Annotated in this window: 13 protein-coding genes and 2 pseudogenes; 3 read left to right on the top strand and 12 right to left on the bottom strand. The window is 68.6% G+C overall.

What is annotated here, in order from left to right; all coding sequences use genetic code 11:
• Nucleotides 1–128 precede the first annotated feature (128 nt).
• The 5 genes and pseudogenes from PV410_RS38875 to PV410_RS38855 all read right to left on the bottom strand — a co-directional run.
• Nucleotides 129–606, bottom strand: a pseudogene (locus tag PV410_RS38875) (transposase); the annotation flags it as partial.
• Complete coding sequence (locus PV410_RS38870) at nt 600–803, bottom strand: hypothetical protein (protein ID WP_500331058.1); 204 nt, start codon at nt 801–803, stop codon at nt 600–602. The gene PV410_RS38870 and the pseudogene PV410_RS38875, both read right to left, overlap by 7 nt.
• A gap of 197 nt (nt 804–1,000) precedes the next feature.
• Complete coding sequence (locus PV410_RS38865; protein ID WP_500331056.1) at nt 1,001–2,239, bottom strand: acyl-CoA dehydrogenase family protein; 1,239 nt, start codon at nt 2,237–2,239, stop codon at nt 1,001–1,003.
• Nucleotides 2,240–2,680: 441 nt separating this feature from the next.
• Complete coding sequence (locus tag PV410_RS38860) at nt 2,681–3,760, bottom strand: Gfo/Idh/MocA family protein (RefSeq protein ID WP_500331054.1); 1,080 nt, start codon at nt 3,758–3,760, stop codon at nt 2,681–2,683.
• Between the two features lie 52 nt (nt 3,761–3,812).
• The gene (locus tag PV410_RS38855; protein ID WP_500331052.1) at nt 3,813–4,424 is read right to left on the bottom strand and encodes a nuclear transport factor 2 family protein; all 612 of its coding nucleotides are present in this window, start codon (nt 4,422–4,424) and stop codon (nt 3,813–3,815) included.
• 408 nt (nt 4,425–4,832) lie between these two features.
• Here PV410_RS38855 and PV410_RS38850 point away from each other — a divergent pair, with 408 nt between their 5' ends.
• Entirely contained in the window at nt 4,833–5,018 is a 186-nt protein-coding gene (locus tag PV410_RS38850) for a hypothetical protein (RefSeq protein ID WP_500331051.1), read from the top strand.
• 242 nt (nt 5,019–5,260) lie between these two features.
• On the opposite strand, the gene PV410_RS38845 is transcribed toward PV410_RS38850, so the two are convergent.
• From PV410_RS38845 to PV410_RS38835, 3 genes and pseudogenes are all read right to left on the bottom strand, one after another.
• Nucleotides 5,261–5,647: a winged helix-turn-helix transcriptional regulator gene (locus PV410_RS38845; protein ID WP_500331049.1), complete on the bottom strand. Its 387-nt coding sequence runs from the start codon at nt 5,645–5,647 to the stop codon at nt 5,261–5,263.
• Between the two features lie 259 nt (nt 5,648–5,906).
• Nucleotides 5,907–6,104 carry a BBE domain-containing protein gene (locus tag PV410_RS38840; RefSeq protein WP_500331096.1) on the bottom strand — a complete coding sequence of 66 codons (198 nt, stop codon included), beginning with the start codon at nt 6,102–6,104 and terminating at the stop codon, nt 5,907–5,909.
• 715 nt (nt 6,105–6,819) lie between these two features.
• Nucleotides 6,820–7,848: pseudogene (locus PV410_RS38835) on the bottom strand (LLM class flavin-dependent oxidoreductase); the annotation flags it as partial.
• A 601-nt stretch (nt 7,849–8,449) separates the two neighbouring features.
• Here PV410_RS38835 and PV410_RS38830 point away from each other — a divergent pair.
• Together PV410_RS38830 and PV410_RS38825 are read left to right on the top strand one after the other, a co-directional pair.
• A complete protein-coding gene (locus PV410_RS38830; protein WP_500331047.1) occupies nt 8,450–8,836 on the top strand; it encodes a hypothetical protein in 387 nt (128 codons plus the stop codon).
• Entirely contained in the window at nt 8,794–9,579 is a 786-nt protein-coding gene (locus tag PV410_RS38825; protein ID WP_500331045.1) for an MFS transporter, read from the top strand. Before PV410_RS38830 ends, PV410_RS38825 begins: the two co-directional genes overlap by 43 nt.
• On the opposite strand, the gene PV410_RS38820 is transcribed toward PV410_RS38825, so the two are convergent.
• From PV410_RS38820 to PV410_RS38805, 4 genes are all read right to left on the bottom strand, one after another.
• Nucleotides 9,481–10,398, bottom strand: coding sequence for an NADP-dependent oxidoreductase (locus tag PV410_RS38820; protein WP_500331094.1), 918 nt, complete (start codon nt 10,396–10,398; stop codon nt 9,481–9,483). The genes PV410_RS38825 and PV410_RS38820 overlap by 99 nt on opposite strands.
• A gap of 354 nt (nt 10,399–10,752) precedes the next feature.
• The gene (locus PV410_RS38815; RefSeq protein ID WP_500331043.1) at nt 10,753–11,190 is read right to left on the bottom strand and encodes a hypothetical protein; all 438 of its coding nucleotides are present in this window, start codon (nt 11,188–11,190) and stop codon (nt 10,753–10,755) included.
• A gap of 74 nt (nt 11,191–11,264) precedes the next feature.
• Nucleotides 11,265–11,930, bottom strand: a complete 666-nt coding sequence (locus PV410_RS38810; RefSeq protein ID WP_500331042.1) for a 3-oxoacid CoA-transferase subunit B — start codon at nt 11,928–11,930, stop codon at nt 11,265–11,267.
• A gap of 50 nt (nt 11,931–11,980) precedes the next feature.
• Nucleotides 11,981–12,739 carry a CoA transferase subunit A gene (locus PV410_RS38805; protein WP_500331040.1) on the bottom strand — a complete coding sequence of 253 codons (759 nt, stop codon included), beginning with the start codon at nt 12,737–12,739 and terminating at the stop codon, nt 11,981–11,983.
• Between the last annotated feature and the right edge of the window lie 89 nt (nt 12,740–12,828).

The following is a 12,828-nucleotide window of genomic DNA, read 5'->3' as shown; positions in this document are numbered from 1 at the left end:
GATACACGGTCCGAGGACGCTGCGTGCGGGTTGAATTTTTCCTTACCTCGATGCGGCTTTGTTCCCGCAGCTGTGTGAGGGCCTCCTGCAAGGCCGGGCTGGGACCCAAGTCGTGTGCATCCTGAGGCGGTGAGCTCCTTGCGGGGCGGACGTCTGGTAGGCGTTGCGAAGGTGCCGCCGGCGCCGATGCAGGCGAGATCGGCCACGGCGGAGTGCCGAGCCGGACGCAGGTGGTCACGATGCGGTGAGTGCGGGCCGCGGTCAGGTCGTGAGTCCGGCCGGGGAGGGCCGGAGAGATCCACAGGATCTCGCCCTGGGGATCGGTGATGAGTTGGCGGAGTTCGCCGGAGTGGTCGGCGCGACCGTCGCCGATGCGGTCGCACTCGGCGAGTGTGCCGTCGACCAGCACGTACTTTGCATCGGCGGGAGAGGAGATCGATGATGGATCGGACGTAGGCGTGGGCGCTGCCGACCGACGTTGATCCGGAAGCCGGCCGCGATCTGGGCGAGGGAGTCGTGCCTGCGCAGGTACACCAGCGCGACGAGCGCTCGCTGGGAGGGCCGCAGCTTGCTGCGGCGGTCACCCTCCCGGGTGACGATCAGCATGGCGACTCACTCAAGCAGTGCGTGAGGCAGGTCCAGTGCGGAAGGATATGTAACCAACGAGGCTCGCCGGCGGCAGGGTTGAGACGCCAGACATCTCGCTCAAGCACCGAGGGGCCTCGCTTGTCGACGAAACGGCAGTACCGCGCCTTGAGCTTCTTGATCTCTTCGACGTCCGCCAGCCTCTCGTATGCGGTCATGGCGCTCTCCATTGGTTTGCGATGTGTTGGGTCTGGGACGGTGGACTCCGTCGACTTGGGGACCACCCCCCTTGCCGCGCGTATCTGCGGCGATTTAGGTGTGAACGGGTCGGACGGCCCGTTTCCGGGCAGGGCCTGCCGCAGGCGGATAGGGCGGCGCCCGCCCCACAGGGCGCAGACCCCATCCGGCTGCCGGGTCAGACCATGAGGCTCACTCGTTCGTTCACATTCAGCAGTGTCTTGCCATAGACCTCCAGGCCGACGACAGGGATCAGGCCGGCGTGGCGGGCTGCGGTGTTCGCATCACGCCAGATGCGCTGCAGGGTGTTCGTCTCGGCGAAGGCGGAGGCACCGTGCGCGTCCAGCAGGATGCCGATGGCCTCGAGGATCTGGCGGGCCGCGTAGCCCGCCCGGGCCCTGATGTGGGCGCGCGCGGCATAGTCCAGTGGGCCGGCGGCGGCCGCCTGGTCGACCTGCGAGGTCGCGCGGTGGGTCAGAAGCCTGGCTGTCTCGATCTTCAGCGCGGCCTCGGCCACCTGCATCTGGATCCCCACCGAGTCCGCCTGCCGGTTGTGAACGGTGAACGACAGCGGTTTGGACACCGCAGCACGTACCACCACGTCCAGAGCCGACTTGCCCAGCCCGAGCAACGGACCAAGCAGGCACAGCAGCAGCATCGGGCCGAACGAAGCGCCGTACAGCTCCTCCTCGCGGGACGAGCGCGGGTAGACCCCCTCCGCCGCCTCCGTGACCGAAAGGATTCGGTGCGCGGGAACGAACACATCTTGCGCGACGAGGGTGTTGCTGGCGGTACCCCGCATCCCGGCGGTGTGCCAGGTGTCCTCGATGACCAGTTCCGAGGCGGGAATCAGCACCAGAGCCTGATCTGCGACCGCACCATCCTCGTCCTGCAGGAGTGCGCCGACCGCCGCCCAGGTTGCGTACGGCGCGCCAGAGTTGTACGACCAGCGGCCGCTGACCCGCCAGCCGCCCGCCACCCGCTCCCCGATGCCTGTCGGCGCAGCCACACCGGTCACCCGTGCATCAGGGTCGGCTCCGAAGATCTCCTCCTGGGCCTCATCCGGAAACAAGCAGGCCAGCCAGTTCGTCACGGAGATGATCATCCCGACCCAGGCCGCCGAGCCGTCGGCTTCGCCGAGCGCCTCCGAGACATCGGTCAGGGTGCGCAGGTCCGCCTCCTGACCGCCGTATCGCCTCGGTATCAGCAGCCGGAAGACGCCGGCGTCGGACAGCGCATGGACGATCTCGGCTGGTACGACGCGGTCCCGGTCACCGCGACCGGCGTGCTTCCGCAGCAGCGGCTGCAACGCGGCCGCCGCTGCGACCGACTCGGACCTGGGACCGGCCTCGACCGGCCCGTCGGGCACGCCGTGGAACGTGGAGCTGTGCATACGTGTCTTCTCCGTCGTGGTCATTGAGTGTGCTGCTCGAGACGCGGCGCCGCCGGCGGAGACAGCAGGTGTGCCGCTTCGCCGCCCCGGCGCCGGCACGAGACCCGCCGACGCCTTGACCCGAAGGGCGGCCCAACCGGGCGGGGCGGGATGTCAAGCCGGCATTGCCGGCAACGCTGCCGACACCTTCGTCCGTGGATGGCAAGTGCCCCATCCGTGGTGACGTCCGGTTGTCGCATGCCCTGGCAGCCCGTGTTGAACTGCTGCCCGGGTGCGTCAGCCCGGCGAGAGGCATGGGCGCCAGCACGGGCGAACCCGGCCCGAACGCTTGGCGCGCCGCTTCATGGGGGTGAGAGGCGGAAGCGACCTTATATCGAGCGTTCGTTAAAGATTTGCGCCATGGTGCCTCGCGGAGCGGGGAGGGAAACGGTCTCCCGCGCGACGTCAGCCGAGGGTCTGCGCGTTCTACTGGCGGGACGAGTTCTTGATGGTGTTCATCAATTGGTGGCGTGTGTGGGCATAGGTGAAGTCGGGCGCTGTGTGGGTGCCTTCGCGGAGGTCGCGTCCCAGGTGGGTGTAGAGCGCGGCGACGTTCCGGGCGGGGCCGACGAGGCCCTCGGGGATGTCGGCGGAGTACTCGGCGGGGACTTCGAGCTCGGAGACGGTGGCATCGTCGCCGAAGCCGGCCTGGAGGGTGAGGTCGGTGACCTGGATGTTGCCCCAGGGGGCGGTCAGGACGATGTCGCCGTCGGTGCCGTTGATCTCCCAGCGGAAGTTGTCTCCACGTGAGACGCCGCCGCGGTAGAAGACCGAGGCCGCGGCGCCGTTCTCGAGGGTGCCGATGACCGAGATCTGGTCCGGGGCGGTCACCGGGACGATGGTGTTGCCGTCGTCGGTGACGGTCACTTCCGTGCGGCCGCGGACGAGGTTGGCCGACAGGTGGTCGAATTCTCCGAGAGTGACATTGAGTGCGTCGATGGCGTGCAAGGCGGCGCCGGACAGGGGGGTGGCGCCCTGTGTCTCGTCGTACCAGTAGGTGTGGGCCCTGGTGGTCTGCCCGTTCCAGACCATGCCGGAGGCGACGAGGGAGGTGCCGATGACCCGGCCGATCCTGCCGTTCTGGATCAGGTCGCGCGCGTAGCGCAGTTCGGGGTGGTAGCGGCCCTGCAGGCCGATGGCGGTGCGCACCCCGGCGGCGTCGGCACGCTGGGTGAGCTCGGTGGCATCCGCCAGGTTCAGGGCCAGCGGCCATTCGCTGTAGACGGTCTTGCCGGCGTCGATCGCGGCCGTGATGAGCTCCCTGTGGTGGGGGACCTTGACCGCCACCACGACGATGTCGATCCCGGGGTGGGCCAGCAGGGTGGCGTGGTTGTCGAACGCCGCCTCCACCCCGAATTCCCGCACGGCCGCCTCTGCGGACTCGCGGCGGGAGGTGCTGACGGCGCGCAGTGTGAAGTCCGGCAGGGCCTTGAGGGCGGGGATGTGGCTGATGGAGGCCCAGCCGCCCGGGCTGCCGCCGATGATGCCGACGCCGATGGTGCTCATGTTGTTACTCCTGAGGTGACGGGCCCTGTGCGGGCCGAGGGGGTGGTGAGTGTTACTTCTTCGGCGCGGTGGACGGCGTCCAGTTGGGGACGGTATCCACCCGGAACCGGGACAGCACGGTGCTGGAGATGTACCAGTGGCCGTGGATCCGCCGATAGGTGTCGCGGTACTCGCCGTAGCCGTGGAAGCCGTTCTTGTAGCTGGATCCGGCCGGGAAGCTCACGTAGTCCTCCATCGCCCAGATTGCCGTGGCGCGGTCCCCGTGAACCTGGATCTCCGGCAGAAAGCCCTGGTGGGCGGTGGGGGCATCCCCCAGGAGCGCCGCTGTCTTCTCGGCGAGCTCCTTGCCGCTGCTGTACTTCGCGCCCACGTCGATGGTGGGGTGGGCGGTGAAGAGCGCGGCCAGCTTGGACCACTGCTTGCTGTCGAGGTAGCGGAAGTAGTGCGCCTTCACCTGCCGGATGTCCTCGATGTCGGCGAGCCGCTGCACCGTGGCCGCGTTGTGCGCCGCAGCGGACTGCGCCGGATGGTGCGCGGCGGACGCGGGCTGGGATGCCCAGGCCGCCGCGCCCGCGCCCCCGCCGGCCAGCAGTGCGGCCACGGCGGCGGCGCCGACCACACGTGAACGCCATGCGGAAGGCGTGCGGGATTCCTGCTTGCTCATGTTGTGTCCTTTCGGTGCCGCATCCGTGCGTGGGCGGCGTTCGTTGAGTCCTGGGCCTGGGAGTTAGCGACTTGGCGCTCACCGAGGAAGCGCCGCACTACCGGTCGGTCGCGACCCGGCCACGTCAGCCAGTGAACCCTATGTGGAACGATGCGTCAAAAAAATAATCGAATTTTCTGCCTTAAATGTGAGGAATATTTGTAGCGATCGTTCGTGGCGAAGATCGACGGCGACGAACGACGAACCTGTCTCGCTCGTCGCCCATGGGGGCCGCTCACGCAGTGAGTCCCGACGTTCACCTCGCCGGCTGGCGACCGATTGGATCCGACGCCCTGGTCGGCCTTCGCGCGCCTATGCGGGGGTCGCGTCGCCGGTGGTGACGCTCCCTGCGGGACTCTCGCCGGACGCATGGTCGTCGGTCTGCCCGATGCGGGGAATCAGGAGGGAGACCGCGGAGGCGGCGAGAGCGGCAAGTGCGAGGGTGGCGAACGCCCAGGTGTAGCCGCTTTGCGCAAGAAGGTCCGCGAGCTGGAAGAAGAGCGTGAGATCCTGCGGAAGGCGGCCAAGTATTTCGCCGGGGAGACGCGCTGGTGAACCGCTTCCAGTTCGTTGCCGACCACCAGCGCCGCTACGGCGTGAAGCGGCCAGCCTCGGACATCGCAGCCCGATCGCCTACGAGCGAGCATTCCGAACAGCATCAACTACGCTGGCCAAAGCCGCATAACCCGTGTTCAGGATCCGGGGTCAAGGCCCGTACATCCGGATGACAGGACGGGGCGCCGGGTTCTCACCCGGCTCCATGGCGGCAATGCGCACGTGCCGCTACCGCCCTGCGGTCAGCCGGGGTGGTGGGCGGGCGTTTGCGCCGTGCCCGCCGGGACGGAGCGGCGGGCCATCCACTGGACCAGGGGTTGGAGCGCGTTCAGCAGTGCTTGGCCATCCGGGGTCAGGCTGTAGCGGATCTGCACGGGCGTGGTCGGCATCACCGTGCGCTCGATCAGCCCCTCGGCGGCCAACTCCTTCAGACGCTGGGTCAGCAGGCGGTCGGAGATACCACCGACCATCGTCCGGAACTCTCCGTGGCGGCGGGCACCATGTGCGGCGGCCGCCAGAATTCCTCCTGTCCAACGTCGCCCGACAAGCTCCAGCGCGCCCAGCAGATTCGGGCAGGTGGTGTCGTCGATGGTGCGTTCTGTGCCCTGCGCGGACGGTGAAGCATGCATTCGGAAACTCCAATTCAAGGTCGGTTGCTGTTGACGGAGACTGAGGGAGGGCCGGAGAGTCAGCACACCTTCCGGCATCGGACGGCAGGGTCGGCACGTCGTTGCACGACGGTTGCTGCATCTGAATCTCGCTGATGGCATCCGTTCTGCTGCCGCCGTTGCCAACGCGGCCAGTGACGAGCGCCGTTTTCTCATCCTCGGGAAGGACAGCGGTGCCCGGTGCGGGCCCGGGGGAGCCCGGGACGGAAGGACTTGAGGGTCAGCGCCGGGTGGGGGCTGCTCCGCCGGGGTGGGCGGCACCGTCGGAGGGCGCCGCGGGCGGGATGGCGAAGTTGCGATTGAAGACGTTGTCCGGATCCCATGCGGCCTTCAGGGCGCGGAGCCGGGTGAGGACGGGCTTGGGGAAGGCGTCTACCAGACGGGTCGGGTCGGTGTCCGTCTCGAAGCTGGAATACATGCCGTTCAGGTGCGGGTACAGCCGTGCCCAGTGGGCGTTCATGCGGGTGACATGGCTGGAGGCGGTGGCGGCGATGACGGAGAAGTTCTGGGTGCGGTGCGACCAGGCCATGGCGTCCTCCGGGACGTCGTGAACGGCGCCGCCCATCGAGCGGAACTGCATGACCATGACGTCGCCCGACTTCATCGCCTTCTCGATGATGCCGGCGGCCTCCGGGGTGATGTGCCAGCAGCCCGCTGCGGGTGTTTCCCAGGCCCTGGCCGCGGTGCTGGTTCTCGGGCGGGGCGACGATCGTGTGGTAGGGGACGAGCTGCGCCCTCTGGTCCAGGACCGGGCCGGCGACCAGGAACGGGGTCAGGGCGTTCTGCGCGTCCTCGGTGTCGTCTCCCGCGTAGACCAGGGTGATCTGTGCGGTGACTGGCCCGCCGCGGCGGCCGGGGAACATCGATATGAAGCTGGTGATCTCCCGCGGGGCGGCTTCGACCAGCCGTCCCCATTTCAGGAGGAAGTCGGCCGTGTTGGTGGCGTCCACGACCAGCGTGGCGTAGGCGACGCTCTCGAACTCGTACGCCTGCAGTTCGAAGGCGGTGACGATGCCGAAGTTGCCGCCCGCGCCCCGGATCGCCCAGAACAGTTCCGGGTGGTGCTCGGCGTCGACGTGCAGCCTGCGGCCGTCGGCGACGACGATCTCGGCGGCGGTGAGGTGGTCGATGGTCAGGCCGTGCTTGCGGGCCAGGTAACCCAGGCCGCCGGCGGTGGCGGGGCCGCCGACACCGACGTCGCCGTAGTCGCCGGAGCTCATGGCCAGTACGTGCGGTGCGAGCGCGCGGGCGACATGTCCCCAGCGTGCGCCGGGGCCGACGCGGATGAGTCCGGTGGCCCGGTCCAGGACCTCGGCGCAGTTCATCTTCGACAGGTCGATGATGATGCCGGCGTCGTTGGTGGACCGGCCGCTGATGCCGTGGCCGCCGCTGCGTACCGAGAGCGCTACGTTCTGAGCGCGCGCGCAGGCGAGGGCGGCAACGACGTCGTCGGAGTTCTCGGCCCGGATGACCAGGGCGGGCGATCCGGGATGGACGTAGCTGTGGCGGACGTCCTCATAGGCCGAGTCGCCCGGCTCGACGACCTTCTTCGCCAGGGATTCGGGGACCGCGTCGTGGTCGATGGTGTCGCGCCGTTCGGCGAGGACGACAGCCGTTCGGTCGGGCACCGTGCCGGTGTCGGCGGGGGCGGTCGACCGCTCGCGGGCGACGGCCTCACGCAGGGCGGGCGCCACCTCCTCGCCGAAGGTCCGGATCAGCCGGGCGTCGTCGCGGCCGATGTCCCAGGCGCCGCGGAGGATGTCGATCGCCTCGTCGAGAGCCTCGACGCCCTGCCCAGGGCTCAGACGGGGTCCCCCCATGCCGTGAACGGCGTCGGGGAAGGCGCCCGCGCCGAGTCCGAGTCCGAATCGGCCCTTGGACAGGACGTCGATGCTCGCCGCCGTCCGGGCGAGCATCGTCGGTGGCCGCAAGGGCAGGTTCGTGACGTTCGCCGATACGCGGATGCGGCTGGTTCTGGCCGCCACCCAGGTCAGCAGCGTATAGATGTCAAGAAAGTCCGCATTGTACGGATGATCCTGGAACGTGCCGACGTCCAGCCGGGCAGCCTCCGTGAGTTCCGCAAGCGCCACGGCTTGCGCCGGGTCCTGTGCGGTGGGGGTGATGAATGTGCCGAGCAAGAGTTCGTGGCCGTAGTCGGGCATGCACTTCCCCTGGATGGGCTGTCAGGTAGTTCATCTGCCAGATGTATGGTATTGGAAGCAACACATCTATGAAGCTGCGCATTCCCGGCGTCTGGGCGAAGAGACGGACGACTACCGCGGGGCACCGGCGAAAGGTCGTCGCATGCCGCGTGTGTGTGGGCAGGACACCTCACGCGCTGGTGTACTCAGGCCGCGGAGCGCCGCCGGCCGCACCGTGCGCGCGCATTTTCGGTGCGGCTGATGATGTTGCACCCGATGGTTATGAGGCGGTGTTGCCGGGGTGCAGGCTGGTCGGCGGCCGGTGAACTGCCGGCACGGTCCGGAGCGATCATGCTTGCGAGGAGGCGGAGGCGTTCCTCGGAGGTGCTGCCTGGCTGTGCGTGGTAGGTGATCAGCGTTTGACCGGTGCTCGATATGAGCAGCTTTTCGTAGCGCAGTTCCAGCGGTTCGGCCTGGGGTGGCGGAACAAGGTCCACCGACTCGCTCGGCCAGCCGCTCGCAGAGGGCGATCGGATCGTCCGGACCCACGGCATGTGCGGCCGTTGCCGCGCCTGCGCCATCGACGGCGAGCCGAGCCTGTGCGAGAACCTGCGCCGTTTACATGACCGAGAGCGCTCACACCTACCCGTTCCTGCACGGCGGCTGCTCCGAATACGGGTACGTGTACCCGACCGCGGGCCGGGTCCGCGTACCGGACGATGTCCCGGACGCGGTGGCCTCCGCCGCGGCGTGCTCGCTGCGCACGGTGATGCACGGCTTCGAACGGCTCGGCCGCATAGCCGCGGCCGACACGGTCGTGGTGCAGGGCGCCGGACCGGTCGGACTGTTCGCCGTAGCCAAGGCGGTCGCCGAGGGTGCGCGCCGGGTCATCGTGATCGGCGGTCCCGCCGAGCGCCTTGAGGTCGCCGCCCAGTGGGGCGCCGACGTCACGGCATTGATGTCACCGTGCTGCTGCCCGGGATCGGCATGTACCTGCTGCTGTCCGTGAGTACCCGCATGATTCAGGCACCGTCGACGACCGGAGGGCTCGACAAGTCCGTCGTGGTAGCCGGTCTTCTCATGCTCCCGCAGGCGCTGGGAAGTCTCGCCGCCGGATGGATCACCCGCCGACTGGGCAGGTGGCTCCCGGCACGCTGGACGCTGCCGCTCGCCGGCGTCGTGATGATGTCCGCGATGGCGTTGTTCGCCCTCTGGCGGCACAGCCTGCCGGGCCTGGTGGCCGCGATGCTCCTGGCGGGCATCGGGATCGGCATCATCTTCTGCACCGCACCGGCGCTCATCGTGGAGAACACCGGCAGCGATCAACGCGGCAGCGCACTCGGCTTCGACCAGGTCTTCCGTTACGTCGGTTACGGCTTCGGCAGCGTGCTCCCGGCACGCGCTCGTCGGCGAGCTCTCCCGGCCAGGCACCGCGACAATCGGCCCTCACTTCACCGCGACCGTGTTCCCCACCCGTACCTGGCGGTCGGGAAGCAACACGTGATTGGCACCGGGCGGACACTGGCCCCCGCGGCCCGGAAACTCAGCGCGCCGCGTTCCACGCGTCGCGCTGAGCGGTCCGTTCCCCTGAGGCGGTCGTCCCGCGGAGCGAGAGACCGGAGATCGGTGACGCGGCTGGCCGCCTCAGGCGGTTCAGAACTCCAGGACGAGGCGTCCGCGGACGCCGCCGGCCTCCATCAGACGGTGGGCCTCGGCGGCCTGTTCGGGAGGGAAGGTGCGAGCCACGCGTAGGGTCAGCCTTCCAGCTTCAGTCTGTTCACGCAGGTCATCGAGCCGGCTGCGGTCGCCCAGGTAGTCCGGGACGAAGGCCATGTGCATGCGCAGAGACCGCCGCCGCATCTCCTCGGGGCTGACGGCGCGGGATCCTTCGCCGAGGACGGTGACTATGACGCCGCCGTCATGGACGGCCGGGGCCACCACCGCCGAGCCGATGACCGCCGTGTCGATCAGCCCTGCTACTCCCGCCGGGACTGCTCGCAGGATGTGCTGGGCAACATCGGCCCCTCGCGGTACGACGATGTCGGCACCGAATGAGCGCACGAGTTCCTCATCGGCCTGGGAGGCGTCCGCGACGACGGTGAGTCCGTCCGCCTTGGCCATCTGGGTCACGTAGCCGCCGACGGCTCCTGCTGCGCCGGTGACCGCGAGCGTCTGCCCCCGTGAAAGCCCGGTCAGGTCGACAGCGAGCCGCGCGGTCAGCCCGTTCATGGGCAGGGTGGCCGCCTCGGCATGGGTCGTCCCCTGCGGCGCACGGGCGACCTGCGCCGCGGGCAGGACGACGTATTGCGCGTAGGCGCCGCCCAGGGGACCCCTCGGGTCGGCCATGGCCATCACCCGGTCTCCGAGACGCAGATCGGTTTTCACATCGCTGCCGATCTCGTCCAGCACCCCGGCTGCTTCCATGCCGGGGACATAAGGGGGTGCGGGGGAGGTGGGTCCCAGCGCGCCATTGCGCAGGTAGCGGTCGCCAGGGTTCACCGTGGCGGCGTGGACCCGGATGCGTACCTGTCCGGGACCGGCATGAGGCTCGGGCACCTCAAAGACGCGCAGGGCTTCCGGCCCTCTTCATGATTCCTCTTCATGGGCCGAAGTCGCGTATGCGTGGTAGGGAGGGGTCGTGTCCGGCCGGGGCATCCGGCCGGGTCAGCCGAAGACGTGTACAGCCCGTTCGGCTGAAGCACTTTTGATGAGGTCCATCAGCTGGTGGCCTGTGTCGGCGCAGGTGAAGGCTGGGGCTGTACGGGGCCTCACCGCAACCGGCGTCGGACCTGTGGACGTGCGCACTGTCACGCCGATCACCGGCGACACGCAGAATTCCCGCCGCGCGGTTGAATGCGCCCCAAAGCGTCGGATCCAGCGCGCCTGCACGTGCTCTATGACGTAGACGACATGCACGTATCAGGATCAGGCGGATGAAATCGGGAAAACGGATCTGCCCCGAAGATGGCGTGTCACTTCGTGAGCGGTGTCTGGCTGTGCGATATCGCAGGCGCGTCGCCGAACTCCCCGGATGGGATTTGGGGGCCGGTGGGTGCGTCCTGCGCAGACATCGGTTGGGAAGACGTCGTAGATCCGGTTCCAGCCGCTCTCGGCCACAGCGTAGACCTCCGGATCATCGCAGATCGCCTCCTGAATCCGTCGGCCCATTTCTTCCATAGCCGCGCTCATCGGGCCGCCGGAGACCAGCGGATGTGCCACTGCCGTCTGCAGACCGACCATCACGATCCAGGCGTCCGCCCGCGACAGATTGAGCATGACAGGTGGCATGTTCTGCCAGCGCTTGTATGCGCTGGCCATCAGATGCACGCCCGTCGCGTCGCGTTCGTTCTGATCGCCGGCCATTGCCGCCCTCTTCTATTTTTGCACCACTTACCTGACCGTGGACTCGCGACAGCTGACGGGCACGTTGATGTCGCTCACCGCAGCGGGTCGGCAACGGAGAACGGCGGCTCGGTTGCCGCGCGCACCGTGTCGACAGTGGCGCCGCGACCGAGTTCCACCAGATGCAGGCCGTCGGAAGTCACGTCGAACACCGCGAGCTCGGTGATGATCCGGTCGACGACCCTGCGGCCGGTGAGCGGCAGGGTGCATTCCCGGACGATCTTCGGAGACCCGTCGCGGGCAGTGTGTTCCATGACCACGACAACCCTGCGGGCGCCGTGGACGAGATCCATGGCGCCGCCCATGCCCTTGACCATTTTCCCGGGAATCGTCCAGTTGGCCAGGTCTCCGGAGGCAGACACCTGCAGGGCACCGAGGATCGTCGTGTCGATGCGGCCGGAACGGACCATGCCAAAGGACGCCGCCGAGTCGAAGTAGGCGGCGCCGGGCAGCACGGTGACGGTTTCCTTCCCGGCATTGATCAGGTCCGCGTCCACCTCCTCCTCGTACGGGTAGGGGCCGACGCCGAGGATCCCGTTCTCGGCATGCAGCACTACGTGCACGCCGGGGGGAATGTGATTGGGGATCAGGGTCGGCAGGCCGATGCCGAGGTTCACGTACTGGCCATCGGTCAGTTCCCTGGCCGCGCGTGCGGCCAGCGCGTCGCGCAGATCGCCGCTGTGGGTTTCGGTGGTCGTCACTGTTCCTCCTGCGTCGTGTTGGTGGCGGGTGTGGGGTGTCGAGGGGTGAGTCAGACGTCGCCCGGCACGCGCACCGTGCGGCGCTCGATGCGCTTGTCCGCGACGTCGGCGGCCACCACGCGGTCGACGTAGACGCCCGGCAGATGGACGGCGTCGGGCGGAATCTCGCCGGGCTCGACGATCCGCTCGGCCTCCACCACGGTCGTCCGGCCGGCCATGGCGCACAGCGGATTGAAGTTGCGGGCGGCGGCGTGGAAGACGAGGTTGCCGTGCCGGTCTGCGACCGCCGCCCGGACGAGCGCGAAGTCGGTGGCGATGGCCTCTTCCAGCAGGTACCGGCGGCCGCCGAATTCCCGCACCTCCTTGGGCGGGGAGGCGACCGCCATGCTGCCGTCCGGCGCGTAACGCCAGGCCAGGCCGCCCTCTTCCACGAGGGTTCCTGCACCGGCCGGGGTGTAGAAGGCCGGGATGCCCGCGCCGCCGGCGCGCAGCCGCTCGGCGAGGGTGCCCTGGGGCACCAGCTCCACCTCGAGCTCGCCTTCCAGGTACTGGCGGGCGAATTCCTTGTTCTCGCCGACGTAGGAGGAGGTCATGCGGGCGATGCGGCCGGCCCGCAGCAGGAGTCCCAGGCCGCCGTCGTCGACACCGCAGTTGTTGGACACCACGGCCAGACCGGAAGTACCTGCGGCGACAAGAGCGGAGATGAGGGTGGAGGGGATGCCCGAGAGTCCGAAGCCGCCGACCGCGAGGGTGGCGCCACCGGGGATATCGGCCACCGCGTCGTGTGCCGAGCCGACCACCTTGTCCATCTGACTTTCCTTCACTTCGAATTGGGCGCACGCGCGGGATCATCACCGTGTTGGCACACGGCTGGAGCACGTCTGCCGCCGGACCTGGT

The organism is Streptomyces sp. PA03-5A (genome assembly GCF_033792725.1).
Lineage (GTDB): Bacteria > Actinomycetota > Actinomycetes > Streptomycetales > Streptomycetaceae > Actinacidiphila.
This window is presented reverse-complemented; position numbering and strand designations above follow the sequence as displayed.

What these genes read in the sequence shown, in the direction of transcription:
- PV410_RS38865 (WP_500331056.1), bottom strand. Translation starts at nt 2,239, where the DNA reads ATGACCACGACGGAGAAGACACGTATGCACAGCTCCACGTTCCACGGC.
- PV410_RS38845 (WP_500331049.1), bottom strand. Translation starts at nt 5,647, where the DNA reads ATGCATGCTTCACCGTCCGCGCAGGGCACAGAACGCACCATCGACGAC.
- PV410_RS38840 (WP_500331096.1), bottom strand. Translation starts at nt 6,104, where the DNA reads ATGTATTCCAGCTTCGAGACGGACACCGACCCGACCCGTCTGGTAGAC.
- PV410_RS38830 (WP_500331047.1), top strand. Translation starts at nt 8,450, where the DNA reads ATGACCGAGAGCGCTCACACCTACCCGTTCCTGCACGGCGGCTGCTCC.
- PV410_RS38870 (WP_500331058.1), bottom strand. Translation starts at nt 803, where the DNA reads ATGACCGCATACGAGAGGCTGGCGGACGTCGAAGAGATCAAGAAGCTC.
- PV410_RS38815 (WP_500331043.1), bottom strand. Translation starts at nt 11,190, where the DNA reads ATGGCCGGCGATCAGAACGAACGCGACGCGACGGGCGTGCATCTGATG.
- PV410_RS38805 (WP_500331040.1), bottom strand. Translation starts at nt 12,739, where the DNA reads ATGGACAAGGTGGTCGGCTCGGCACACGACGCGGTGGCCGATATCCCC.
- PV410_RS38860 (WP_500331054.1), bottom strand. Translation starts at nt 3,760, where the DNA reads ATGAGCACCATCGGCGTCGGCATCATCGGCGGCAGCCCGGGCGGCTGG.
- PV410_RS38855 (WP_500331052.1), bottom strand. Translation starts at nt 4,424, where the DNA reads ATGAGCAAGCAGGAATCCCGCACGCCTTCCGCATGGCGTTCACGTGTG.
- PV410_RS38850 (WP_500331051.1), top strand. Translation starts at nt 4,833, where the DNA reads ATGGTCGTCGGTCTGCCCGATGCGGGGAATCAGGAGGGAGACCGCGGA.